Consider the following 23259-nt stretch of genomic DNA (forward strand, 5'->3'; position numbering starts at 1 on the left):
CGGGTCGTGCCTCGCCGCCGGCTCAGCCCTTCAGGGCGTCCAGCAACTGCTGCCGGGTCATCGAGGAACGGCCCTTGATGCCCTTCTTCCGCGCCTCGGCGTAGAGCTGTTCCTTGGTGCGCCCCCGGGGCCCCGGGCGGCCCGAACGCTGCCCCCCTCGGCGCTGCGGGGACATGTCATCGGTCGAGGTCTTGGAAGCGGTCTTGGACTCGCCCGCCTGCGCCCGGTTCTTGTTGACCGTGCGGGCGGCGATCTCCTCGGCCCGGTCCTCGCCCACGCCGCGACTCTCCTGCGACTCCTTGATGTGCTCGTACTGACGTTCGCGCTTCTTGCTCCAGGCCTTCTGCGGCATCGTCATCTCCCTGAAGGTCGTCTCCCTGAAGAAGGATTTCCCGTAGTCCGATCTCCTTAGTAGGCGCTTCCCAGCGAGCGGGGTTGAAACCCTCTCCGGCGTGACCACTGCTGTCCCTCGTCCGGGGATCGATGCACATGGCCCGCCGTTTTATGAGGTTTGTCTATTTCGATGCCTGATACCTCAATACCCGGTGGCCCTGGACCCTGAAGATCGGATCCGCTGTGCCGTACCGGGTGGCGTTCTATTGTCAGACCATGGATCTGCTGGGTGCCGTGGCCTCGGTCGCAGGGGTCGCCGCGCTAGGGGTCGGCACGTGGCAGCTCCGGGTCGCGGTGCTGGACCGTCGCGATGCCAGGCGGCACGGGCCCGGCCCACGGTCCGCGCCGCCCGTCGGCCCCGCGGACAGCGGTGCGCTCCCGGTCGCCGCGCCGTACGGCCGGCTTCCGGAGGAGGTACTGGGTCGTGACGCGCTGAAGGCGCAGCTGAGGAGAGTGATGAGCCGCCGGGGCAGGCGGGCTCGCGAGACGCTGGTGATCGCCGGGATGGGGGGCGTGGGCAAGTCGACGGTCGCGTTGTGGCTGGCGGCGGAGTTCCGCCGGCGCGGACGGCCGGTGTGGTGGGTGAACGCCGCCGATCCGGTGTCGCTGCGCGGGGGGATCTTGGAGATCCTGCGCAGGCTGGACGCGCCCGAGCCGCTCCTGCGCGAGGTGCGCGATGCCCTGCCGACCGCCGCCGACCGGTTCTGGGCGTTCCTGGCCGGTCGCCCGGCCGGGAGTCGCCGGGCGTTGCTGGTGTTCGACAACGCCGACCAGCCGGCCGTTCTCGCGGCCGACGGCACGTCGTCTCCCGCGGACGGCGCCGGATGGGTACGCGCGGGCGGCGACGTCCTCACCGTCGTGACCACCCGGGTGGGCGACTCGCGGGTCTGGGGGAGCGCGGCGCGGGTGGTGCCGCTGAAGGTTCTCGACGAGGTCGCGGCGGCCGCCGTGCTCCGGGGACTCGCCCCGCAGGTCCCCGATCCGGACGGGCAGGAGGCGCCGGCGCTGGCGCGGCGCCTGGGCACACTGCCGCTCGCGCTGCACCTGGCGGGGGCCTACCTGACCTCCCCGCTGGCGCGATGGCGCAGCTTCCAGGAGTACCGGCTGGCACTGGACGGTGGCACCGCGGCCGAGGCGGTCGCCGAGCTGGACGGCGCGCGGTCCGACTCGCGCACCACGGTCTCGCGGACCTGGGAGCTGTCGCTGGACGCGCTCGCCGGGCAGGGCACCGACCGGGCGCGCGAGGTGCTGTACCGGCTGGCCTGCCTCGCTCCCGCCACGCCGATCCCGGGGACGCTGCTCGGCCCGGAGGACGACGGCGCCGTCCTGCCCGCCCTGCGCGGCCTGGCCGAGCTGGCCCTGGTCGACACCATCCCGGCTCCGGGCCGGGTCCCGGGCGCGTTGCCCGACCTTGTGCTCCATCCCGTCGTGGCCGATACCTGCCGGGCGCGGATGACTGACGGCGGCGGCGGTGCGATCCCCGCGGCGGCCGCAGAGCGGATCAGTGCCGCCGTCGGGGCACTCGACCCCGAACGCCCCTCCGACTGGCCGGAATGGGAACGGCTGATCCCGCATCTGCAGGCGCTCCTGACCTGGGCGGCTCCTCACCTGGACCCGGCCGTGCTGTCGGCCCTGCTGCGCGCCGGGGAGAGTGCGGGGTACTCGCTGTGGCTGATCGGCCGCCGCGAGAACGGCGGTGGCAGGCCGGGCGAAGAACTCGGCCACGTCCTCCTGACCGCCGCGTCCAGACTCGGGGACCGGCATCCCGATCTGCTCTCGGCCCGGCACGGTCACGGTGTCACGCTGGTCGGCAAGGGCCGCCCCCGCGAGGCCGAGGAGCTGTTCCGCGCCGTCCTGGCCGACCGGCGGAGCGTGCTCGGCGACGATCACCTCGACACCCTGCTCACCAGGGACCAGCTCGTCGGGGCGATTCTGGCCCAGGGACGCTACGACGAAGCCGAGCAGATGTACCGCGACCTGATCGCCGATCAGGAGGTCGCCCTCGGGGCCGAACACCCCCAGACACTGACGACGTACGTCGATCTCGCCTGGTCGATCGGGATGCAGGGACGTGCGGAGGAGGCCGCGGAGCTCTGCCGTCGGGCATTGGAGATCGACCGTCGGGTCGTCGGCGAGGAGAACCCCAAGACGCTGGACGCCTGGGCGGACCTGGCCCGCTGGACCGGCGAGGGCGGATCGCACCAGGATGCCCACGACCTGTGCACGCGGCTGCTGGAGGTCGAGGACCGCGTGCTGGGCGCCGAACACCCCCTGACCCTCGTGACCCGGGCGACCCTGGCCCGGACGGTCGCGGCACTGGGACGCCCCGGGGAGGCCGAGCGGATACTCCGTGAGGTCGTGGCGAAGATGGAGCCGGTGCTCAGTGACGGCGATCCCCGGATGCTCACCACTCGCCGCGATCTCGCCGGCGTCCTCGCCGCCCAGGGCCGCACCCGTCCGGCCCAGCGGATCTACCACCAGGTCCTGCGGCTCCAGCGGCAACACCTCGGCGAGGCCCATCCCGACACGGTCGACACGACCCGGCTGATGGCCCGCCATACCTGATCAGCGTCCGCGGGACCCGGCCGGCCGGCGGTCCGGGGGAGGCCCAAGCGGTCTTGCGGATTCTGGCGGCTCGGCGGATCGAGGTGCCCGAAGATGCCCGTGCCCACATCCGCGGGTGCTCCGATCAGCGGCAGCTCGACGTCTGGCTCGACCGGGTGCTGGTCGCGACGTCCGTCGCCGACCTGTTCGACTGACGATCAGGCCTGATGGGCCCGGTCAGCGGGAGGCGTGCCCACGGGGCCGCTTCCTCGGTGTCCTGGGCCGGGGCGGTGGCCGATGCGCACGTACGGCAGGCGGGGTCGGCGCATCCCTCAGGTGGTGATCGCGTCGTAGGCCGCCATCACGATGTCGAGGGCCCGTTCGTAGCCTTCGTCCCAGAGCACCTGGTTCATCACGTACGACACCGTCATACGGTGGTCGAAGTCGGTCAGCACCAGTGAACCGCCCCACCCGCCCCATGAGCAGGTGTGGTTCTCGATCCGGTAGCCCAGGCCGTAGCGCGACTGCATGCCGATGATGCGGTCCACGCCGCGGAACTGCTCCTCGAAGACGCGTTCGCAGCCCGCCTCCGACAACAGCCGTACACCGCGAACGGCTCCTCCGCACGAGAGCACCGACTGCACGGCGGCGACGGAGCGGGCGTTGCCGAAGCCGTTGATGGCGGGAATCTCGGCGCGCCGCCAGGCCAGGGTGTTGGCGTCGGAAGCCCCCACCAGGAAACCGTCCGGTTTGTCGCCTTGCGGCGCCGCGATGATCGGGGCGACCCGGTGATCGTGTTCAGCGGACAGCCCGATGTGGAAGTCCGCGCCCAGCGGCCCGGCGATGTCCTCGGCGAAGAAGGTGCCGATGCTACGGCCGGTGACCCGGCGGACGACCTCGCCGACCAGGAACCCCTGGGTGACCGAGTGGTAGCCGGCCTCGGTGCCCGGCTCCCACAGCGGGGCCTGGGCGGCCAGCCGCGACGTGGCGGCCGTCCAGTCGTAGAGGTCTTCGACCGTCATCGGCCCGTCCCAGGACGGCAGGCCCGCAGTGTGACCGAGCAGGTGGCGTACCAGGACCGCCTCCTTGCCCGCGGCGGCGAACTCGGGCCAGTACGTGGCGACCGGCGCCGCGAGGTCGAGCTCGCCGCGGTCGGCGAGGACCAGCGCGCACAGCGCCGTCATCGTCTTGGTGGTGGACCAGACGTTGGTGATGGTGTCGCGCTCCCAGGGGACGGTGCGCGCCGCGTCGGCGTACCCGCCCCAGATGTCCACGACCGGCTCGCCGTCCACGAAGACCGCCGCCGAGGCGCCGACGTCATCCTTGTCCAGCGAGGCCGCCAGCACCTCGCCCACCTGGCCGAAGCGGTCGTCACACTCACCCTGGATCTGTGCCATGGGCGGAACCTAACCCCGCCCATACCGGCCGAGCCACTCATTTTCCAGGCGGCCGGAGGCCCCTGCTCGAAAGCCTCCGTCGCCGCCGAGCTGGATCCGATGACCTGCGCGAAACGCCTCAGTGGGGATGAGGCGGCATGGGCTGCGTGTACAACCTCATGATCGCGGATGACAGCTCGTCCGGTGATTCTGCCTCGATAAGCCGGTGGGTTCCGCTCGCCGGCACCATCGCCCACCAGCGGCGGGTGTGACGCCCGTACCAGGTGACCACACCGGGAAACCGGCGCGCCTGCGGGACCGCCCGCATGTGCGGGGGGAGGGCGGGGACGTGGACGGCCTCGCCCGACCGGCCGTATGGCCGGGGAGTCCATGAGCCGGTACGGTCGGCCAGCCCGGACGGGGGACCTGCGGGCCCGTGGGTCACGGCGTCTCCTCGACCCGCGCCTGGCCGGCCAGTGCCTCGCGCAGTTCTTCGGCGGTGTCCTCCATCAGCGTGGTGGCGAGCCCGGCGTCGATCTGGGCCTCGGTCAGTTGCCGCCCGCGCCGGGTCGCCAGCCATGACCCGCCATCGGACCGCCACACCCGCCAGCCCGAGTGCTGCCGCTGCAGTCGTTCGCGTTCCTGGTCGCTCATGCCTTCGAATTCCTTATCCCCGGTTGCCTGTTCACGGTGACTAGACTCACACCGATGATTACTCTCAGCTACAAACCATCAGGAGTCGCGCTGCAACCCGCCGGACAGAGGCGCAAACCGTGATCAAGGCAAACTGAAACCGGGAGAGACGACCGATGCCCCCTCAACGAGAGCGAGATCCAGAACCGCTACTCGACACTTTCGGTTCTGAACTGCGCTTCCGACGTGTTGCGGCCGGGCTGTCCCGCAACAAGCTTGCGGAGGCGCTTGGCTGCACCGGCCAGTGGATTGGAGCCGTTGAGTTCGGCGACAAACCCCCGTCAGAAGAATTCGCGATCGACCTGGACACGTTCTTCGATACCGGAGGGCTCTTTCATCGGCTCTGGGAAAAGGTCAAAAAAGACCGGCGGAAGCGCGCGCTGCCTCAGGGTTTCCCGGGATTCCTGCAGATGGAAGCTGCTGCCGCTTCGATGCAGATCTTCGAGGTTCAACTCATCACGGGCCTGCTTCAGACTGAGGACTATGCGAGGGAGGTCCTTCTTCCGGTCGCCGACCCCGACAAGATCGAAGAACTCCTGGCGATCCGCATGGAGCGCCAGAAGATCCTCGATCAGGCCAGCGCGCCCAGGCTCTGGGTCGTTATGGACGAGGCGGTTCTGCATCGGCCCATCGGCGGGACCAAGCTCATGTACGCCCAGCTCCAGCATCTCGCGGAGGCCGCGCTGCATCCGAAGATCGCAATCCAGGTGGTCGCGAGCCATCGAGGATCCTACGCAGGGCTGGAGGGATCATTTACGATCTTGTCGTTCCATGACGGACCGGATGTGGCGTACGTCGAGAACTCGGGTACCGGCTGGACCATCAGAGAGCCGAGTGCGGTCGGCGCCTACGATGTACGGTTCGATCTGATCCGGTCGGCGGCGAAATCGGATGACGAGTCTCTCGATTTGATCACGGCAGTGATGGAGAAATACGCATGAGCGCTCCCCCCTCATGGCGCAAGAGCGACCGCAGCGGCGGCAGCGGCGGCCAGTGTGTCGAAGTGGCCGGTCTTTCCCAGGTGATCGCCGTACGGGATTCCAAGGATCCCGAGGGGACGGTGCTGGCGTTCGGCCGTACGGCGTTCCGGACCCTCGCTCAGGAGATCCGCACGGGACGTTACGACCGGTAATCAGGAACTCGCCGATGTCTCGGTGTTCTGCTGGATCCAGATGTGCAGCAGGAGCATGAACTCCAGGCGGATTTCGGGGTCTTCGAGGTCGATGTCGAACATCTCGTGGAGCTGGCGGAGCCGGTAGCGGACGGTCTGCGGATGTACGGCCAGGGTGGCGGCGGCGCCGGTGGCGTTGAAGCCGTTCTTCATGCATTCCAGCAGGGTGACAGCGAGCCGGAGACCGTGGCTGGGCTCGGCCTGGACTAAGGGCGCCAGCCGCCGGGCGGCGACGGTCTCGGCCAGCGTGCCGCCCTGCCGGAGCAGCAGCGCCGGCACGTGTTCCTCCGCCCGGACGAGGCAGCCGGTCCGGTGGGTGCCGCGCGGGACGACGGCACCGCAGTTGATCAGATCGAGGGCGCGGCGGGCCCAGACCAGGGAGACCGCGCCCTGGTCGGCGGGGACCGACGGCCCCACCGCACCGGTCCAGCCGGCTAGGGTCATGGCCAGGCGCTCGGCCTGGCCGGGGCCGTCGGGGTCGGGCGTGACCAGGCACGGCTTGCTCCCGTCGATGCCGGACAACAGCTCGGGAGGCAGTCCCGCGGGACCGTCGCCACCGCTGGCGGGCAGCGCGTTCAGCACGACGACCGCCAGCCGCTGCGGCATCGGCCAGCCGGCCAGCGCGGCCTGTTCGCGGACGATCTCCGGAGGGGCCGGCGGGTCCGACAGCAGCAGGCTCAGCAGCCGCCCCCGCCGGTGCTCGCGCTCACCGGCGGCCTTCTCCTTGGCGCGGGAGTAGCCCTGGGCGGCGGCGGAGGCGAGCTCGTCCAGGTACGCGAAGATCGCTTCGGCCAGCAGGCTGATCAGCGCCCGTGGCTGCCCGAGCCGCTCGGCCTCGGCTCCCAGCCGCCGCCAGGCGATCCGCGAGCCGAACCGCATGGCGTTCTGCAGGTGGTCCAGGCTGCGCCCCTCGATGGCCTCGCCGTACCCGACGTCGAAGAACACCTGCTGCACGTCCGACCAGGAGGCGTCCGGGTCGGCGATGATCCGCACGAAGTGCTCGATCGAGTACTCCACCGCCACCTCGACGACCCGGGCGTAGGTGGCGTCGCCGGGCCGGGCGTACTCGGGCACCTGCCGGCGGATCCCCTCGACCATGACTCCCAGGAGATCCGGCAGATGCGGGCGCATCCACTGCGCCTCCCGGGACGGGACCTGCCGCCAGGGCTGGGCGGTCAGCTCCAGCGGTGCCGGGCGTTTGGCGATCACACCGTTGCGGGATTCACTCGTCGCTTCGGGAAGCACCCGTCACCTCCGCCGCCGGTCTCCGCCCTGGTGCCGCAGTACCGTGGGCCTCACCCTGCACACGCTCCGGGTAACGAACATAGATCCGCCGTCATCCGGGCGACACTCAGCGGCCAGACGCTCTTCGACCCCCGGTTGTCACCGCGCTGACAAGTGCGGAGCGTGACGGAGCCCCTGCGAATTCCCTACGGAACGTCCCCGGTCGCCGGCCCGGAGGCCTCCCGCGGTCCGTGCCGGCCGGGGCCGGAGTTCTTGGCGGGGCAGGTGACGGCGTGGTCGTCGACCACACCCACGGCCTGCAGGTAGGCGTAGACGATGGTGGTGCCGACGAAGGTGAACCCGCGTCGCTTGAGATCCTTGCTGATCCGGTCCGACAGCTCCGTGCTGGCGGGGAGCGGATCGGAGGCCGCGGGACGGTTGACGACCGGAGTGCCCCCCACCCAGCGCCACAGGTAGGCGTCGAACGAGCCGTACTCCTCGCGTACCGCCAGGAAGGCGCGGGCGTTCTTGACCGTCGAGCCGACCTTGAGGCGGTTGCGTACGATGCCGGGGTTCTGCAGTAGTTCGTCGAGCTTCTCCTGGTCATAGCCCGCGATCCGCTCGGCGTCGAAACCGTCGAGGGCGCGCCGGTAGTTCTCCCGCTTGGCCAGGACGGTGGACCAGGACAGACCGGCCTGCGCGCCTTCGAGCAGGAGCATCTCGAACAGGTGGGCGTCCTCGTGTGAGGGGACGCCCCACTCCTGGTCGTGGTAGGCGGCCATGAGCTCCGATCCGTCGGCCCAGGCGCACCGCCGCGCGCCGGTCACGAGCGGGCCTGCCTGGTGGCGGCGTAGCGGGCACGCATGGCCTCGCCGGCGGCGGGGCCCGAGGTGAAGACGAAGCCCGCGCCGTCGACGCGGCGCCCGGTGGCGCGGTCCACCAGGACCGGCTCCACCTCCTGGCCGGACTCGGCGTCGACCAGGATCATGCTGCGCTCGGCAGGGTCGAGCCGGTGGTTGCCCCACGCCGCCAGCGACACGATCACCGGGCGCAGCGACCGCCCGAGGTCGGTGAGCACGTACTCGTAGCGGGTGGGGTTGGACTGGTACGGGCGGCGCTCCAGCAGGCCGTCGGCGACCAGGGTCTTGAGCCGGCTCGTCAGCATGCTCGAGGAGATCTTCAGGTTGCCCTGGAACTCGTCGAACCGGGTGAACCCATCGAAGGCGTCATGCAAGATCAACAGCGTCCACCACTCCCCGACGTGCTGCAACGTCGTGGAGAGCGGGCACGTCCGGTCCTCCGGTCTCATCCGGCTCGCCAAGGCGACCATCCCCTACTTACTGCTAATATCGAAGTAACTTACTTCAATTTTAGCACTAACTGTTCGGCGCCGGCATTTCCGGTGCCGACTGCGCGGCGGGGTGCTCCCGCCCGCATCCAGGGGGGACCGGCCATGAACGCACCACTCAGCGACTCACTCGACGGCAGGCGCGCCCTGGTCACCGGCGGTACGAGGGGTATGGGGGAGGCGATCGCCCGGCGGCTCGCCCAGGCGGGGGCCACGGTCCTGGTGACGGCCCGTTCCATGCCGCCGGACCACCCGGCGCCCGACCTGTTCGTCGCGGCCGACGTCAGCACTCCCGAGGGGACGGCCGCCGTCCTCGACCGGGTGCTCGACCGGCTGGGGGCCGTGGACATCCTGGTCAACAACGTCGGCGGCTCCTCCGCTCCGGCAGGCGGATTCGCGGCCCTGACCGACGCGGACTGGCAGCGGACGCTACAGGCGAACCTGCTGGCCGCCGTCCGGCTGGATCGCGGCCTGCTGCCCTCGATGATCGAAGCGGGCTCGGGTGCGATCGTGCACGTCACCTCCATCCAGCGGCGCATGCCGCTGCACGAGGCCACCCTCGCCTACGCGGCCGCCAAGGCCGCCCTGTCGACCTACAGCAAGGGCCTGGCGGGCGAGGTCGCGCCGTACGGCGTCCGGGTCAACACCGTCTCACCGGGATTCATCCAGACCCAGGCGGCCGACGCGCTCATCGACCGGCTCGGGGCGGCCTCCGGCGCCGGCCGCGACGGCGCGGTCAAGGAGCTGATGGACTCCCTGGGCGGAATCCCGCTCGGGCGGCCCGGTCTGCCGCAGGAGGTCGCCGAACTCGTCGCGTTCCTGGTCTCCGACCGCGCCGCCTACATCACCGGCGCCGAACACGTCGTCGACGGCGGAACCGTACCGACCGTGTGAACCCATCCGCCTCCGTGCCCCTTCCGCATCCGCAGCCCCGGCTTCGCCGCCCCCGGCTCCGCCTCCACCGACCGAGGAGTTCACCATGCCGATCGATCTGCCCCCTGCTCTGACGATGTTCTTCCAGGCCACCGAGGCCGACGACGCCGCGACCGTTCTCACCGCGTTCGCCGACGACGCCGTCGTCATCGATGACGGCCGCACCTATCGTGGCCGCGACGAGATCCGCGGCTGGGCCGCCAAGGACATCTCGGGCCTCGACCTCACCCACCACGTGACCGACGTGTCCCGCGACGGCGACGGCGACGGTAGTGACAGCGACGGCGGCGGTGAGATCGTGGTCACCGTCCGGACCAGCGGGAACTTCGACGGCAGTCCCCTGACGTTCGAGTACCGCGTCCAGGGCACCGACCACGCCGACGGGCGCATCGCGCGGATGAGCATCGGCCTTCGCGACTGAGCCGCGGCCGGGCGTCACGGCCGGGCGTCACGGGCGGGCATCACGGCCGGGCGTCACCTACGACCAGTCACGCGCAGGTACGCTCCCGCGTCACCCGAGCCAGCCGGGCAGGGCTTCGCGGGAGTCGACCCAAGCTGCCGGGATGCCCTCCTGACCGGTCCGGGCCGCCACGATCCCGCCCACGATGGCGGCGGTGGTGTCCATGTCGCCCCCGGCGGTGACGCAGGCGCGGAGCGCCGCGGGATAGTCGCCGAGATGCCGGGTCGCCACCCAGAGCGCGAACGGCACGGTGTCCTGGGCGGTGATCCGGGAGCCGTTGCCGAGGGTCCGCGCGGCCTCGTGCGCGGTATGGCCGCCCAGCTCGCGGGCTTGCTGAAGTCCGCGCCGGACGTAGGTCCCGGACGCGTGGTCGAGCGCGGCCTCGATCAGGTCCTCCGCGCCGGCGCCGGAGGCGGCGAGGGAGGCGGCCACGGCGACGGCGACCGCGCCTGCGATCCCCTCGACGTGGCAGTGGGTCACCTCGGCCTGCAACGCGGCCTCGGCCGCCGCGCGGGAGGGGTCGCCGGCGAAGTAGGCGCCGAGGGGGGCGACCCGCATCGCGGCGCCGTTGCCGAAGGACCCGTTGCCGCCGAACGATTCCCTCGTGGCCGTACGCCAGTGGTCGCCGGCGCGGATGCGTTCGAGCAGTTCCAGGGCTCCCACCCCGTATCTGCGCCCCATGTCGAACCGGGTGGCGAAGGCGCCGGCGAGGGCGTCCTGGTCGATGCGGCCGTCCGCCCGCAGGCAGGAGACCACCGTGCAGGCCATCTCGGTGTCGTCGCTCCATTCCCAGGGTGCCGGAGGCACGTCCCCGGCGCGCAGGTGCCGGTTGGAGTGCAGGTAGAACTGGTCACCGAAGGCGTCCCCGACCGACAGCCCGGTCAGGGACACGTCCATCCTGGCCGTACGCTCCGGCACGGTCACCGCCCGGGCGGTGCGGACGAGAGGGCGCTGATCGTCCTTCATGGCGGGTTCCGTTCGGGCTGAAAGTAGCGGTACCGGTCGTGGACCAGTCTGGCCGCGAAGCCCGCCCCTCGCACCGCCCCTCGCACCGCCCCTCGCACCGCCCCTCGCACCGTCGTGGCGGAGAACGATGATCAGCCGGCGACCTGCCAGGCCTGGTTCTGGCCGCCGAGGCAGTCCCACTGCTGTACGCGGGCGCCTGCCGGAGGAGCGGTCGTGGCCGGGTTGGCCGCGTCGAGGCACTTGTCGCTGTGCAGGGCGCGCAGTTCCCAGCTCTCGTCCGGCCGCCTCTGCAGGTACCAGGTGGCGTTGTTCCGCCATCTGCAGGGCCGCAGCGTGACGGCGGCGCCGTTGGCCGTGCTCGCGTCGACCACGCCCAGGCAGCGCCGCGTGGCGAGGTCCATGAGCTGGAAGGCGTTCTGATGGGAGATGCCGTTGCCGCGCCGCACGAACAGGAAACTCTGGCTGTCCTTGTTGACGTCGGGCTGCACCGTCGCGTGGGCGCGGTCGGGGAAGATCGCGTCCCCCGGGGGCGCCTGCACGACCAGGTTCTGGTGCCCGCTGAACGTGCTCCGGATGTGCGTCCGCCTGTCGGGGAACAGGAACGGGGCGAGGTCGATCCGGCCGCTGGGGCTGGCCGTGGCGGCCCATCGGCGCGATACCTGCTCGGTCTCCTTCCGGTGGAAGTCGCGCACGGGCGGGGCGACGCAGGCATGGTCGTCGGGTACCGCCTCCCGCCACACGAAGCCCGACTTGCAGGTGTCCGGGCCGAACGGGCCGCCGTTCTCACTCCGGAACTTCCCGGAGTCGGCGGTCTGCAGCCTGGTGAACATGCGGATCTTCGGCTCGACGCACACGTGGTCGGCGGCCGTCGCCTCGCGCCAGACGAACCGCTGCACGCATGTGTCGGGGCCGAACGCCGGCATGGCCGACTCCGACCCCGAGGCCGCACCGGCCTCGTGGACGCCGGTGGTGAGCATCAGCAGCCCGGTGATCGGCAGGATGGACGTCTCACGCCATGAACACATGGGAAACCACCTCGGTCTACGCGTGCGGTGACCCCGGCCGGACTCGCTCTGCCGACGTCATCTCTGCGGTCGGCGCTCAGCGGCACTGCTGAGACGGCTCACGTACGCGTTCCGTCCCCGGCGCGGTCGGCCGACAATCCTAGGCGGCATAAAGATGGTTTTATCCAGTAATACAATCTTCCTTTGTTTTTGTCGTATTTGTCGCGCGATAAAGCGAATCGGATAGGTGCCGATCCGGCGGGCGCTCAGTCGACGATCCCGAGCTGCCCCGCGGCCTGAATGGCCAGCCATACCTCGGCGAACGCGGCGGTCGAGGACAGGTCGCGCCCGGTCAGGCCGGCGAACCTGCGCAACCGGTAGGCGAGGGTGTTGGCGTGCACGTGGAGGGCGGCGGCGGCCTCCTCGGTGCGCCGGTCGCGCTCCATCCAGGTACGGACCGAGACCAGCAGATGGGAGCCGTGCCCGGAGTCGTACCTCAGCACCTCTCCCAGCACGTGCTCGACCAGGGCGGACAGCGCACCCGGGTCGTCGGGCAGCCACCTGCCGGTGGCGTCGTCGCCGTAGTGGACCAGCGGCCGGCCGGACTCCGCCGCCCGGGAGGCGGCCCAGACCGCCTCCCGCTGGGCCACCCGCATGGGCTCGCCGGGCAGGAAGGGCCGGCTCATGCCCGCGGCGACGCCGGGCAGCGCGGTGACGGCGGTCGCGGCCCCGGGCGAGGACAGCACGTAGCGGTCCTCCCCGCGCCGGAGCATCAGGTGCGGATGGTCGTCCAGCGCCCGGCTCAGCGGCTCGTCCGCGACACCCCGGACGACCAGGAGGGCGGTCTCGGCGTCGGGCGGCAGCCCCATCCTGGTCAGCCGCCGGCGCACGGTGGACCGGTCCAGCACGTCCTGCAGCAGCTCGGCGAGGGTCTCCGCGCCCTCGCGGCGCAGCGTCTCGCGCTCGTGGCGCAGCCGGGCGACCTGCAGCGCGGCGACGGTGGCGAGGTGCTGGACCACGGCGAGGCCGGCCGGGCGGGCCCCCTGCCGTTCGAAGGCGACCAGGAACCCCGCCGGCCCGCCGGGGGCGGGCACGGGCAGCACGAACCCGCCCGGGATGGTCGGGGGAGCGTCGGGCTGCGCGGGCAGGACCGAGACGTCGGGCGCGGGTACGCCGGGCAGCAGCGGGCGGCCCTGCGGGGTGCACAGGTAGACCTGGTATCCGCTCAGCCGCTCCAGCCGCCGGAAGAGGGTCGCGGTGTCCAGATCCTCCTCGGCCAGCCATCGCAGCGCGCCGAACACCTGGAGCTGGGCGCCGAGCCGCTGCCGGCTGTCCTCCTGGATGGCCGCCGCCACCTCCTGCGCGATCGTGATGAACGGCACCGCCAGCGGCACCTCCATCACCGGTATGCCGCGCTCCCCGGCGGCGTCGAAGAAGGCGCCGTGCAGCGGCGGCGTCCGCAGCTGCGCCGAGACCGCCAGCGCGGAGACGCCCGCGTCGTCGAGCCGCTCCAGATAGGCCCGCTGCCCACCGGCGTCCCGGGGGATCGCCAGCCCGATCGTCATGATCACCTCGGCGCCGAGCAGCCAGGGAGTGGGGTCCTCCAGCTCGCTGACGTGGGCCCACGAGATGGAGCGCCGCAGGCCCGTCTCGCCGGCCAGCAGCCGGAGCTGGAGGGCCGGGAACGACAGGAGGTCCTCCACGGTCAGCCTGCTGGACGCCGCTTCGCCGGACACCGGTCTGCTGGACGCGGGCTGGTTCGGCGGGGGTTCGCCGGATGCCGGTTTGTTGGATGCCACAGATTCATCGTAATTCTTTGTGGACCCACCAATTGCCGGATCGGTGTCGGCCGCCGCACACTCGGCTGACCAGCCCGAATCCGTGTGATGGAGCCGGGCTCCGCCCGGAGAGCCTCGCGAAAGGACACCACCGCATGACCGAGCCCCGGGGGCCAGTCGACTCCTCCCAGGTGCCGCGCTTCGCCGGCCCCGCCACGTTCGCCCGGCTGCCCCGCCTGGACCAGGTGGCACGGGCGGACGTGGCCGTGGTGGGGGTGCCGTTCGACGCCGGCGTCTCCTACCGGCCCGGCGCCCGGTTCGGCCCGACGGCCGTACGCGAGGCCAGCAGACTGCTGCGGCCCTACCACCCGGGCCTGGACGTGTCCCCGTTCGCCGCGCTGCAGGTGGCCGATGCCGGGGACATCTCGTGCAACCCCTTCGACATCGCCGAGGCGATCGAGTCGATCGAGGGCGCGGCGGCGGACCTGCAGGTCGACGGCACCCGGCTGGTCACGATCGGCGGCGACCACACGATCGCGCTTCCGCTGCTGCGGGCCCTGTCGAAGCGGCACGGCCCGGTCGCGGTGCTGCACTTCGACGCCCACCTCGACACCTGGGACACCTACTTCGGTGCCGCGTACACCCACGGCACGCCGTTCCGCCGGGCGGTGGAGGAGGGCATCGTCGACACCGAGGCGCTCTGCCACGTGGGCACCCGCGGGCCCCTCTACGGCAAGCGGGACCTGGCGGAGGACCGCCGTCTCGGGTTCGGCATCCTCACCTCCGGCGACGTGATGCGCCGCGGCGTGGACGAGGTCGTGGACGCGCTCCGGCAGCGGGTGGGCGACCGCCCCCTGTACGTCTCGGTCGACATCGACGTGCTCGATCCGGCGCACGCCCCCGGGACCGGAACCCCGGAGGCGGGCGGCCTGACCAGCCGCGAGCTGCTGGAGATCCTGCGCGGCCTCGCCGGGGCCGACCTGGTCGGCGCCGACGTGGTCGAGGTCGCCCCCGCCTACGACCACGCCGAGATCACTTCCATCGCCGCCTCCCACGTCGCCTACGACCTGGTGAGCCTGCTCGCCCTCAAGGAGAAGACATGACCGAGGCACCGCCGCTCAACGAGATCGAGCAGTTCGGCGTCGAACGCATCCCCGACGCCGACCGCACCGCGGGGCCGCTGGACCTGTTCCGCGTCGCCTTCGGCGGTGCCAACACCTTCGCGACCTGTGTGCTCGGCGCCTTCCCCATCCTGTTCGGGCTCTCCTTCTGGCAGGGGCTGGCCGCGACCGTGCTCGGCCTGGTCCTCGGGGCGCTGATCCTGGCGCCGCTCGCGGTGTTCGGCCCGCTCAACGGCACCAACAACGCGGTCTCGTCCTCGGCCCACCTGGGCGTGCACGGCCGGATCGTCGGCTCGTTCCTGTCGCTGCTGACCGCGGTCGCGTTCTTCTCGATCTCGGTGTGGTCCTCGGGCGACGCGCTGGTCGGCGGCGCGCACCGGCTGGCGGGCCTGCCGCAGAACGACGTCTCCTACGGCGTGGCCTACGCGATCTTCGCCGTGCTGGTCCTCACGGTCTGCGTGTACGGGTTCCGCCTCATGCTGTTCGTCAACAAGATCGCCGTGGCGGCGGCCTCGGTGCTGTTCGTCCTCGGCTTCATCGCCTTCGCGGGGGACTTCGATCCCGGCTACCCGGGCTCCTTCCCGTCCACCTCCGCCGCGGGATTCTGGCCCGCGTTCATCGGCGCGATGCTGATCGTGCTGTCGAACCCGGTGTCGTTCGGGGCGTTCCTCGGCGACTGGTCCCGCTACATCCCGGCCGCCACCCCGCGCAGGAAGGTCATCGCCGCCGCGTTCCTGTCGCAGATCGCCACCATCCTGCCGTTCTTCTTCGGCCTGGCGACGGCAGCGATCATCGCGGCGAAGGCCGGCACCTACATGGACCCCGGGGCGCCCAACTACGTCGGCGGCCTGCTGGCCGTCTCGCCCGGCTGGTACTTCCTGCCGGTCTGCCTCATCGCCCTGATCGGCGGGATGTCCACCGGGACCACGTCCCTGTACGGCACCGGCCTGGACTTCTCCAGCGTCTTCCCCAGGTTCAGCCGGGTACGGGCCACCGTGCTCATCGGCGTGCTGTCGATCGGCTTCATCTTCGTCGGGCGTTTCGCGGCCAACCTCACCCAGAGCATCTCCACCTTCGCCACCCTGATCATCACCTGTACGGCTCCCTGGATGGTGATCATGGTGCTCGGATACCTCACGCGGCGCGGCTGGTACGACCCCGACGCGCTGCAGGTCTTCAACCGGCGTCAGCGTGGCGGACGGTACTGGTTCGCGCACGGCTGGAACTGGCGGGGGATGAGCGCGTGGCTGGTCTCGGCGGTCCTCGCGCTCCAGTTCGTCAACCTGCCCGGGCAGTTCGTCGGCCCGTTCGGCGACCTCGCGGGAGGCGTCGACATCTCCCTGCCGGTGGGCCTGGCCGTGGCGGCGATCGGGTACCTCGCGCTGCTGTTCGCCTTCCCCGAGCCCCGGGAGGTGTACGGCCCGGCCGGGCCCCGGCTGGTGCGCGCCTCCGACGCCCCCGTACCGCCCATCACCTCCGCCGATGAGGCGGCCGTCCGGGCGGGCGCGCCGGCATGAGGCTCGTCGACCTGTCGGTGCCGATCGAGACCGGGATGCCCGTCTACCCCGGGGACCCCGAGGTCACGATAGGTCCCGCCCTCACCACCGCCGCCGACGGCGTCAACGTGCTCGGACTCCATCTGGGCTCCCAGTCGGGCACCCACGTGGACGCGCCGTTCCACATCGACGACACGCTGCCCACGCTCGGAGACCTGCCGCTGGAGCGGTTCGTCGGCCCCGCCGCGGTGGTGGACGCCCGCGGCCTGCCGCCGCGCTCACCGATCGGCCCCTCCGCGCTGGAGCCGGCGGCCCGGGAGGGGACGATCGTGCTGGTCGCCACCGGCTGGTCGGCCCACTGGGGCACCGACGCCTACGTCGCCCACCCCTATCTCACCGAGGAGGCCGCCGCCCTGCTGGTGGCGGCCGGCGTCCGGACCGTCGGGATCGACGCGCTGAGCGTGGATCCCACCCCGGCACGGGAGTTCCCCGCCCACCGGGTGCTCTGCGGTGCGCACGCCGTCATCGCGGAAAACCTCACCGGCCTCGGCACGCTCCTCGACGCCCAGGCCGCCGGCCGGCCCATCGAGGTGTCGCTGCTGCCGATCCGGCTGCCCGGCGCCGACGGGGCGCCGGTCCGCGCGGTCGCCCGTATCGGCTGACCCGACCTTCCCTTCCCCACGTCCGCGAGGAGCAGCACATGAGCGAGACCGATCGCGGCACCGAAGCCGCGGCGGTGCAGGCGGCCGCCGACGCCCTCGTGGCGGCGTTCGCACAGAACCGGGTCGGCGACTACTTCGCGGCCTTCGCCCCGGAGGCGACCTTCCTGTTCCACGCGACGCCGGGGCGCCTCGGCTCCACGGCGGAGTACCGCGAGCTGTGGCGGCGGTGGGTGGAGGAGGACGGCTTCCAGGTCCTCGGCTGCACCTCGTCCGGCCCGCTCGTCCAGGTGCTGGGCGGCACCGCCGTCTTCAGCCACCAGGTCGAGACCCGGATCGCCACCCGCACCGGCACGCAGACCCTGCACGAGTCCGAGACCATCGTGTTCAGCCGTCAGGACGACGGCCGCTGGCTGGCCGTACACGAGCATCTGTCCCCCGCGGCGGAGACCGGCACGGGCGGCGCACCCTGAGCCGAAGCCCGGCGACGGCCGGGCGCCCGGCGCGATCGGGAGCACGCCGAAATCCGGTGGACGGCGGGCCTGTCATCCAGGATCCTGACCGCGATGGGAAGAATGGACGCTATCGCCGACCGGGTCGCCGCTGGAGCCAGCGTAGAGTTCCGCCCGACCGGCTCCTCGATGGTCCCGTTGATCCGGAGCCGGGATCTGGTCACCGTCGCGCCCGTGGATCCCGCCCGGCTCGAGGTCGGTGACGTCGTCCTCGCCCGCGTCGCCGGCACCGTCTACCTGCATCTGGTCTCCGCCCTCGACCCGGCGAGACGCCGGGTGCAGATCAGCAACAACCGCGGCCGGATCAACGGGTGGACGAGCCATGACCGGGTCTTCGGGATCTGCGTCGCCGTCGAGGGAGTGGAACGGCCGGGGACTTCGGCGAAGCTGCGGCGGCCGGAGACCGGTCCCGCGACGCGGACGGGCACTCCCTAGCCGGACGGGCCCTCCCACAGCCACGGCTCGCCGCCCACCCCGGAGCGAAACCGCGGTCCTCGCGCGGCTAAGGTGCTGGGGGCGGGTCGGGACGGAGCCGGCGGGTCGGTCTCCCGGTCCGGGGCCTGCCACGGGCGTGAGCGTCGACGATCGGAGCGGGCACATCAGAGATGCAGCGCAACCCGATGGCGGGACGGATCTCCGGGCCGCCGGGGGACGCCCGGATGCCGGCCCCATGAGCCCGGCACCACTGGGTATGGACGCTCTGCCGACCGTGCTGGACCTGCTGGCGCTGGAGGAGCTCGACCGCGACCTCTACCGCGCGACCACGGTGCTGGACGAGCCGTTCCCGCTCTACGGCGGCCAGGTGGCGGCGCAGGCACTGATGGCCGCGGGGCGCACCGTACCGCCGGAGCGGGTGCCGCACTCGCTGCACGGCTACTACCTGCGGGGTGGCGACGCAGGCCGCCCGACGATCCTGCGGGTCGACCGCGACCGCGATGGCCGGTCCTTCTCGGCCCGGCGGGTCGTGGCGGTGCAGGGGGGCGAGGTCATCTTCAACATGTCGGCCTCCTTCCATGCGCCCGCACCGGGGCCGGACCGGCAGGCCGAGCCGGCCCCCCGCACGACGCCGCCGGAGGACCTCGGCGAGACCCCGATGCCGCGGCTGCTGTCGATGGAGAGCCGGGCGACGCCACAGCCGTTCGCCGGGGTGGAATGGCCGACGCGTTTCTGGTCGCGGTGCGTGGCGGACCTGCCCGATGACGATCTCGTGCACGCGTGTGTGCTGACCTATCTGTCCGACATCTCCAGCGGGCTCGTGGCCATGCAGGAGGGCACCGCGCGCTCCGGCTCGAGCCTCGACCACGCGGTGTGGTTCCACCGCAGGGCGCGGCTGGACGCCTGGGTCCTGATGGACCTGGTCCCGCACACGGTGGCGGCCGGTCGCGGCTGGTACACCGGAACGGTCCACGACGCCGGCGGCGCGCTCGTCGCCAGCCTCACCCAGGAGGCGCTGTTCCGGTCGCCCAGGTGACCCGCTCCGGGTAGAGGTTCCGTGCCTCCCCGGGTGCACCCGCTCCAGCGTTCACGCCTTTCCGAGGCAGGGGTGCCGGTGCCGGGCGCCGGGACGATGCTCCCCGGCCTCAGCCGCCCGCGACGACGCGGCCCCCGGCCAGCACCAGCCGCACCAGGTCCGTGTCCGGCGCCGAGAGCGCGGTGGCCAGCGGGACGCTCAGCAGGACCAGGTCGGCGTCCGCTCCGGTGCGCACCCGCCGGGCCGGGCCGCCCGGGTCGTGCGGCGGCGCCAGGTAGGCGGCGAGGGCGAGGCCGGGAGTGAGACGCTCGCCGGGGCCGGCCACCCGGCCCGCCGGGGTACGGCGGTGCACGGCCGCGGCCATCACCTCCCAGGGATCGAGGGGCCCGTACGGGGCGTCGCTGGACAGGGCGAGGCGGACCCCGGCCGCGGTGAGGCTGGCGCAGCGGTAGAGATCGATGTGTTCGCCGCCGGGGACGTCCCGCAGGTAGTCGTCACCACGATGGGCCAGGAAGCCCGGCTGGGTGACCACCCGCAGCCGCCGGTGGGCGAGTTCCGGGACGAGCTCCGCGGGCACCAGGGCCGCGTGCTCGATGCGGTCGCCGGGCAGGGTGCCGGCCTCGGCGAGGGCGGCGAGCAGGATGACCAGCGCCTCGCGGGTGACGCAGTGCGCCGCGATCGCCCGCCCGGTGGCGTGCACGGCGCTGATTTGCCGGGTGAGCTCGGGCAGCGAGGGCAGCGCCGAATCAGCGATCATGATCTTGTACGGGCCGATGCCGAGCCGGGGCAGGTCGCCGGGCGGGACGGCGCCCAGCGGCGCGCCGAGCAGTTGCACCCGCTGGGGCAGCGCACCGTCGCGCAGGGCATCGGCGATCGCCTCGGCGGCGCCGTCCTCCAGCTCGGGGGTGGCGTCGGAGACGGCGGTGATGCCGAGCCGGGCGAGCCGGGCCCCGACCGGAGCGAGATCGGGCGGCGCGGGGGGCAGGTGCGCGCGCAGCCACGCGTCGGCGCGCCAGAGGCGTCCGGTGGGGACGCCGCCGGGGGTCCGCTCGATGCCGGGATGATCGGCCGAGGCGAGCCCCACGGCGGACGCGGCGGCGGTGTTGAGCATCCACAGCGCACCGCTGCGGTGCTGGACCCGCACCGGGCGGTCCGGGCACAGCCGGTCGAGCCCGGCGGCGTCGAGATCGCCGGCGACGGTCTCGAAGTAGCTGACCCCGCGGATCCAGCCGTGCGCGTCCGGTCTGGCGGCGGCGAGCGCGGCGCCGAGACCGGCCCGGTCGGTCACCGCGGGCGGCCCGCAGCGGACCGAGCGCTCCGCGGCGGCGAGGGCGTGGAGATGCAGGTGGTGGTCGCAGAGCCCCGGGAGCAGGGCGCCGCCGTGGCAGTCGTGCTCGGCCTCACCGGCCCGGCGGGTGAGCGAGCCGGCGATCTCGGTGATCCGGCCGTCCGAGATCCGTACGTCGGCGCGGGTACGGCCGTCGAGCTCGGCGTCGCGCAGTAGGAGGGCCGTCATGGCACCGGGATCCGCAGTTCGCGCAGCACCTGCGCGGTGTGCTCCCCGCTTTCGGCCGCCCGGCCGGCGGGCCGCCGCCGACGCGGTACGGCGACGGGAACGGGACCGTACGGCGTGTCGGCGACCCAGCCGCCGTCCAGCGGCCGGGCGGCCGGTGAGCGGGCGGGAGTCTCCGCGGCGGGCGGCAGGGTCGCGGCGACCACCTCGGACATCGCGAGATCCCAGACGACGCCGGTGCCATCGGCGGGCGCGGCCATGGCCAGGATCGCGGCGGTGAGCCCGGTGAGCGGGTCGGCGATCGCGTCGCCGCAGAACAGCGGTGTGCCTTCGGCGTCGCGGGCGACCAGTCCGCTCGCGGCGGCGACGTCGTCGCCGAACCCGATGCGGTCCGTGCCGCGCCCGTACGCGGTGATCGACACCCAGACGGTCCCGGCCGCCGCGGCGGCCTCGGCGTCGAGTCCCCAGCGGGCCAGCGCGCGCGGCCGGGAGGCCTCGATGACGATGTCGGCCGCCTCCACCAGGGCCGCCAGGGCACGCCGCCCCGCCGTGGTGCCGGGATCGAGCACGACCGAGCGGTGACCGGCGTGCAGCAGCCGGTAGAACCCGGGGTCTCCCCGGCGGGCGCCGTCCGGGCGGTGCGGGGTCTCCACCTTGACCACCCGCGCGCCGGCCAGGCCGAGCAGGTGCGCGCACAGCGGACCGGCCCACAACGCGCTGAAGTCGACCACCAGCAGCCCTGCCACCCCCCGGGTCGCCGCCGGCACCGGCACCGGCACCGGCGCGGGCCGGGCGGCCGGGTGGCACACCGGTCCTGCCGCCACTCCCAGCAACCCGGCGCGTTCGGCCAGCTCGGCGCCGGTGTGCTCGCGCAGCCAGCCGGCGACCGCCGGCCAGGGATCGTCCCCGGTGTCGGCGCCGACGAGGGCACCGAGCAGCGCCGGGTCGTCGGGGCGGGCGCAGGAGACGGCCGCCCAGCCGTCGGCGGTGGGCAGTAGTCGGCAGGAACCCCCGGCCGACACCGTGCCGCGCCGCCGGTGGCCGGTGAACGCGGCGCGTTCCGACAGCAGCCGGGCTCCGTCCAGGACGACCGGGTGCGGGCCGTCCGAGGTCAGCGCGGCCAGCCGGGTCGCGAGCTCTCCGGCGACGGCGGCCGCGCGGCCGGGCGGGAGGAGCGGCGGCCCGTCCTCCCGGCCGGTCAGGGGGACCACCCCGCTCCCGGCCCAGGCGCCCGCCGCGTCCGGCACCGTCATGGCCGCCCGGAAGGAGGGCGGCGGACACGGCGCACCGTGCCGGGGGAAGGCGCGTCGATCGACACGTTGCCGACGATACACCGGCAGGTCAGGACGATCACCCGCATGCCGTCCGGCCGGCCGGCATGCGGATGCGTACGATAGGGGCGAGCGCGCGGCGACCCTGTGAAGTGATGCCCATCCGCGTATCCGGGAGCACCGATGGTCGAGCCTGCCCGCCTCTCGGTCGCCGAGCTGGCGGACGGTGCGCTGCCCGCGCCGGCGCTGGACGCGACCGGGCAGGTACGCGAGCCGCTGCTGGCCGTGGATCTCGACGGTGACCTCGATGGTGCTCTCGGCCCGGGGCTCGACGTGGTGACGGTGAAGCGGGCGCTGGCGCACCTCCGCGGTGGTGACCGGTTGCTGGTCGGTGTCGCGGGTGGCACGGCGGGCGGTGTCGCCGGGCCGCTGCCGCCGCATGTCGCGGAGCTGGCAGGTGCGCTGGACGTGACCCTGGCGGGCCCGTCGGTGGTGGCCGGCCGTGAATGCGTCCCGGTCGCCGACCCGCGTGGGCAGCTTGCGGCCCTGCACGCGGCGGCGGCGCGGAACCCGCAGGCGGCCGTGGTGCTGGGCGGCGTGCTCCGGACGGTGGAGTCGCTGCCGGTCCCCGCCGCGCTCGACGTCGAGTCCCTGGCCTACTCCACCCTGCTCGGCGGCACCGAGTTCGGCGACTGGCTGGCGGGTCGCGGCTCGCGGCCCGGACCTCCGCTCGTCGCCGATCCGGTGCTCATCGAGCGCGACGGCGACCGCCTGCTGATCACGCTCAACCGGCCGCGGCGGCGCAACGCCTACGGCCGCCAGCTCCGCGACGCCCTGGTCGAGGCACTGCGGCTGGCGCTGCTCGACCCCACTCTCGCCCGGGTCGTGCTGGAGGGCGCGGGGCCGTGCTTCTGCTCCGGCGGCGACCTTGACGAGTTCGGCACCACCCCGGACCTGACGACCGCGCATCTGGTGCGCACCCGCGCCGGAGCCGGCCGCCTCCTGCACGAACTCGCCGCCCGTACCGAGGTCCGCGTGCACGGCCCCTGTGTCGGCGCCGGTATCGAGCTCCCCGCCTTCGCGGGCACCCTGGTCGCCGACCCGGCGGCCACCTTCCGGCTGCCCGAGGTGAGCATGGGGCTGATCCCCGGCGCAGGCGGCACGGTGAGCATCCCCCGCCGGATCGGCCGCTGGCGCACTCTGTATCTTGCCCTGACCGGTATCGCCATCGACGCGCCGACGGCCCTGCGCTGGGGGCTGATCGACGAGATGGCGCCACGTGCACGGCGGCCCGGCTAGGTGTACTCACCCGTGGGGTTGGGCACG

General features: G+C 72.7%; 24 protein-coding genes. 13 read left to right on the plus strand and 11 right to left on the minus strand.

Annotated elements, in window-relative coordinates:
* Positions 1–22: 22 nt before the first annotated feature.
* On the minus strand, positions 23–358 hold the full coding sequence (locus ACRYCC_RS23945) for a hypothetical protein (RefSeq protein WP_433815506.1): 336 nt from the start codon (positions 356–358) through the stop codon (positions 23–25).
* 251 nt (positions 359–609) lie between these two features.
* Between ACRYCC_RS23945 and ACRYCC_RS23950 the strand changes: the two genes are divergently transcribed.
* On the plus strand, positions 610–2958 hold the full coding sequence (locus ACRYCC_RS23950) for a tetratricopeptide repeat protein (RefSeq protein WP_433815508.1): 2349 nt from the start codon (positions 610–612) through the stop codon (positions 2956–2958).
* Positions 2959–3011: 53 nt separating this feature from the next.
* Positions 3012–3152: a hypothetical protein gene (locus ACRYCC_RS23955; protein ID WP_433815510.1), complete on the plus strand. Its 141-nt coding sequence runs from the start codon at positions 3012–3014 to the stop codon at positions 3150–3152.
* Positions 3153–3269: 117 nt separating this feature from the next.
* Here the strand turns inward: ACRYCC_RS23955 and ACRYCC_RS23960 are convergent, their stop codons facing one another.
* Both ACRYCC_RS23960 and ACRYCC_RS23965 read right to left on the minus strand, forming a co-directional pair.
* Positions 3270–4334 carry a serine hydrolase domain-containing protein gene (locus tag ACRYCC_RS23960; RefSeq protein WP_433815512.1) on the minus strand — a complete coding sequence of 355 codons (1065 nt, stop codon included), beginning with the start codon at positions 4332–4334 and terminating at the stop codon, positions 3270–3272.
* 420 nt (positions 4335–4754) lie between these two features.
* Positions 4755–4967 carry a hypothetical protein gene (locus ACRYCC_RS23965; protein ID WP_433815513.1) on the minus strand — a complete coding sequence of 71 codons (213 nt, stop codon included), beginning with the start codon at positions 4965–4967 and terminating at the stop codon, positions 4755–4757.
* A gap of 155 nt (positions 4968–5122) precedes the next feature.
* On the opposite strand from ACRYCC_RS23965, the gene ACRYCC_RS23970 reads away from it, so the two are divergent.
* Together ACRYCC_RS23970 and ACRYCC_RS23975 are read left to right on the plus strand one after the other, a co-directional pair.
* Positions 5123–5947, plus strand: a complete 825-nt coding sequence (locus ACRYCC_RS23970; protein WP_433815515.1) for a helix-turn-helix domain-containing protein — start codon at positions 5123–5125, stop codon at positions 5945–5947.
* Entirely contained in the window at positions 5944–6138 is a 195-nt protein-coding gene (locus tag ACRYCC_RS23975) for a DUF397 domain-containing protein (RefSeq protein WP_433815517.1), read from the plus strand. The genes ACRYCC_RS23970 and ACRYCC_RS23975 overlap by 4 nt, the downstream gene beginning before the upstream one ends.
* Here the strand turns inward: ACRYCC_RS23975 and ACRYCC_RS23980 are convergent, their stop codons facing one another.
* From ACRYCC_RS23980 to ACRYCC_RS23990, 3 genes are all read right to left on the minus strand, one after another.
* Positions 6139–7422, minus strand: coding sequence for a PucR family transcriptional regulator (locus ACRYCC_RS23980; RefSeq protein WP_433815519.1), 1284 nt, complete (start codon positions 7420–7422; stop codon positions 6139–6141).
* 185 nt (positions 7423–7607) lie between these two features.
* Positions 7608–8228, minus strand: coding sequence for a DNA-3-methyladenine glycosylase I (locus ACRYCC_RS23985; RefSeq protein ID WP_433815521.1), 621 nt, complete (start codon positions 8226–8228; stop codon positions 7608–7610).
* Positions 8225–8710 carry a winged helix-turn-helix transcriptional regulator gene (locus tag ACRYCC_RS23990; protein WP_433815523.1) on the minus strand — a complete coding sequence of 162 codons (486 nt, stop codon included), beginning with the start codon at positions 8708–8710 and terminating at the stop codon, positions 8225–8227. Before ACRYCC_RS23990 ends, ACRYCC_RS23985 begins: the two co-directional genes overlap by 4 nt.
* 144 nt (positions 8711–8854) lie before the next feature.
* Between ACRYCC_RS23990 and ACRYCC_RS23995 the strand changes: the two genes are divergently transcribed.
* On the plus strand, positions 8855–9643 hold the full coding sequence (locus ACRYCC_RS23995) for an SDR family oxidoreductase (RefSeq protein WP_433815525.1): 789 nt from the start codon (positions 8855–8857) through the stop codon (positions 9641–9643).
* A gap of 85 nt (positions 9644–9728) precedes the next feature.
* The gene (locus tag ACRYCC_RS24000) at positions 9729–10103 is read left to right on the plus strand and encodes a nuclear transport factor 2 family protein (RefSeq protein WP_433815527.1); all 375 of its coding nucleotides are present in this window, start codon (positions 9729–9731) and stop codon (positions 10101–10103) included.
* Between the two features lie 90 nt (positions 10104–10193).
* Here the strand turns inward: ACRYCC_RS24000 and ACRYCC_RS24005 are convergent, their stop codons facing one another.
* From ACRYCC_RS24005 to ACRYCC_RS24015, 3 genes are all read right to left on the minus strand, one after another.
* Positions 10194–11108 carry an ADP-ribosylglycohydrolase family protein gene (locus ACRYCC_RS24005; protein WP_433815529.1) on the minus strand — a complete coding sequence of 305 codons (915 nt, stop codon included), beginning with the start codon at positions 11106–11108 and terminating at the stop codon, positions 10194–10196.
* A gap of 131 nt (positions 11109–11239) precedes the next feature.
* Positions 11240–12133: an RICIN domain-containing protein gene (locus tag ACRYCC_RS24010; protein ID WP_433815531.1), complete on the minus strand. Its 894-nt coding sequence runs from the start codon at positions 12131–12133 to the stop codon at positions 11240–11242.
* A 245-nt stretch (positions 12134–12378) separates the two neighbouring features.
* On the minus strand, positions 12379–13911 hold the full coding sequence (locus tag ACRYCC_RS24015; protein ID WP_433815533.1) for a PucR family transcriptional regulator: 1533 nt from the start codon (positions 13909–13911) through the stop codon (positions 12379–12381).
* Between the two features lie 134 nt (positions 13912–14045).
* Between ACRYCC_RS24015 and speB the strand changes: the two genes are divergently transcribed.
* From speB to ACRYCC_RS24045, 6 genes are all read left to right on the plus strand, one after another.
* On the plus strand, positions 14046–14993 hold the full coding sequence (gene speB, locus ACRYCC_RS24020) for an agmatinase (RefSeq protein ID WP_433815535.1): 948 nt from the start codon (positions 14046–14048) through the stop codon (positions 14991–14993).
* Positions 14990–16528, plus strand: a complete 1539-nt coding sequence (locus tag ACRYCC_RS24025; RefSeq protein ID WP_433815537.1) for a purine-cytosine permease family protein — start codon at positions 14990–14992, stop codon at positions 16526–16528. The genes speB and ACRYCC_RS24025 overlap by 4 nt, the downstream gene beginning before the upstream one ends.
* Positions 16525–17169 carry a cyclase family protein gene (locus ACRYCC_RS24030; protein WP_433815539.1) on the plus strand — a complete coding sequence of 215 codons (645 nt, stop codon included), beginning with the start codon at positions 16525–16527 and terminating at the stop codon, positions 17167–17169. The genes ACRYCC_RS24025 and ACRYCC_RS24030 overlap by 4 nt, the downstream gene beginning before the upstream one ends.
* 38 nt (positions 17170–17207) lie before the next feature.
* Complete coding sequence (locus tag ACRYCC_RS24035; protein WP_433815541.1) at positions 17208–17639, plus strand: YybH family protein; 432 nt, start codon at positions 17208–17210, stop codon at positions 17637–17639.
* Positions 17640–17732: 93 nt separating this feature from the next.
* Positions 17733–18113: a S24/S26 family peptidase gene (locus ACRYCC_RS24040; RefSeq protein WP_433815543.1), complete on the plus strand. Its 381-nt coding sequence runs from the start codon at positions 17733–17735 to the stop codon at positions 18111–18113.
* A gap of 256 nt (positions 18114–18369) precedes the next feature.
* A complete protein-coding gene (locus tag ACRYCC_RS24045) occupies positions 18370–19149 on the plus strand; it encodes an acyl-CoA thioesterase (protein WP_433815545.1) in 780 nt (259 codons plus the stop codon).
* Positions 19150–19258: 109 nt separating this feature from the next.
* Here ACRYCC_RS24045 and ACRYCC_RS24050 read toward each other — a convergent pair whose 3' ends face one another.
* Entirely contained in the window at positions 19259–20665 is a 1407-nt protein-coding gene (locus tag ACRYCC_RS24050; RefSeq protein ID WP_433815547.1) for an amidohydrolase family protein, read from the minus strand.
* The gene (locus tag ACRYCC_RS24055) at positions 20662–21915 is read right to left on the minus strand and encodes a CoA transferase (protein WP_433815549.1); all 1254 of its coding nucleotides are present in this window, start codon (positions 21913–21915) and stop codon (positions 20662–20664) included. The genes ACRYCC_RS24050 and ACRYCC_RS24055 overlap by 4 nt, the downstream gene beginning before the upstream one ends.
* Positions 21916–22116: 201 nt before the next feature.
* Here ACRYCC_RS24055 and ACRYCC_RS24060 point away from each other — a divergent pair, with 201 nt between their 5' ends.
* Positions 22117–23232 (plus strand): enoyl-CoA hydratase/isomerase family protein, encoded by a 1116-nt coding sequence (locus ACRYCC_RS24060; protein ID WP_433815551.1) that lies wholly within the window; start codon positions 22117–22119, stop codon positions 23230–23232.
* Positions 23233–23259 lie beyond the last annotated feature (27 nt).

Origin of the sequence: Actinomadura scrupuli (assembly GCF_050971785.1) — a bacterium.
GTDB lineage: Bacteria > Actinomycetota > Actinomycetes > Streptosporangiales > Streptosporangiaceae > Actinomadura_E > Actinomadura_E scrupuli.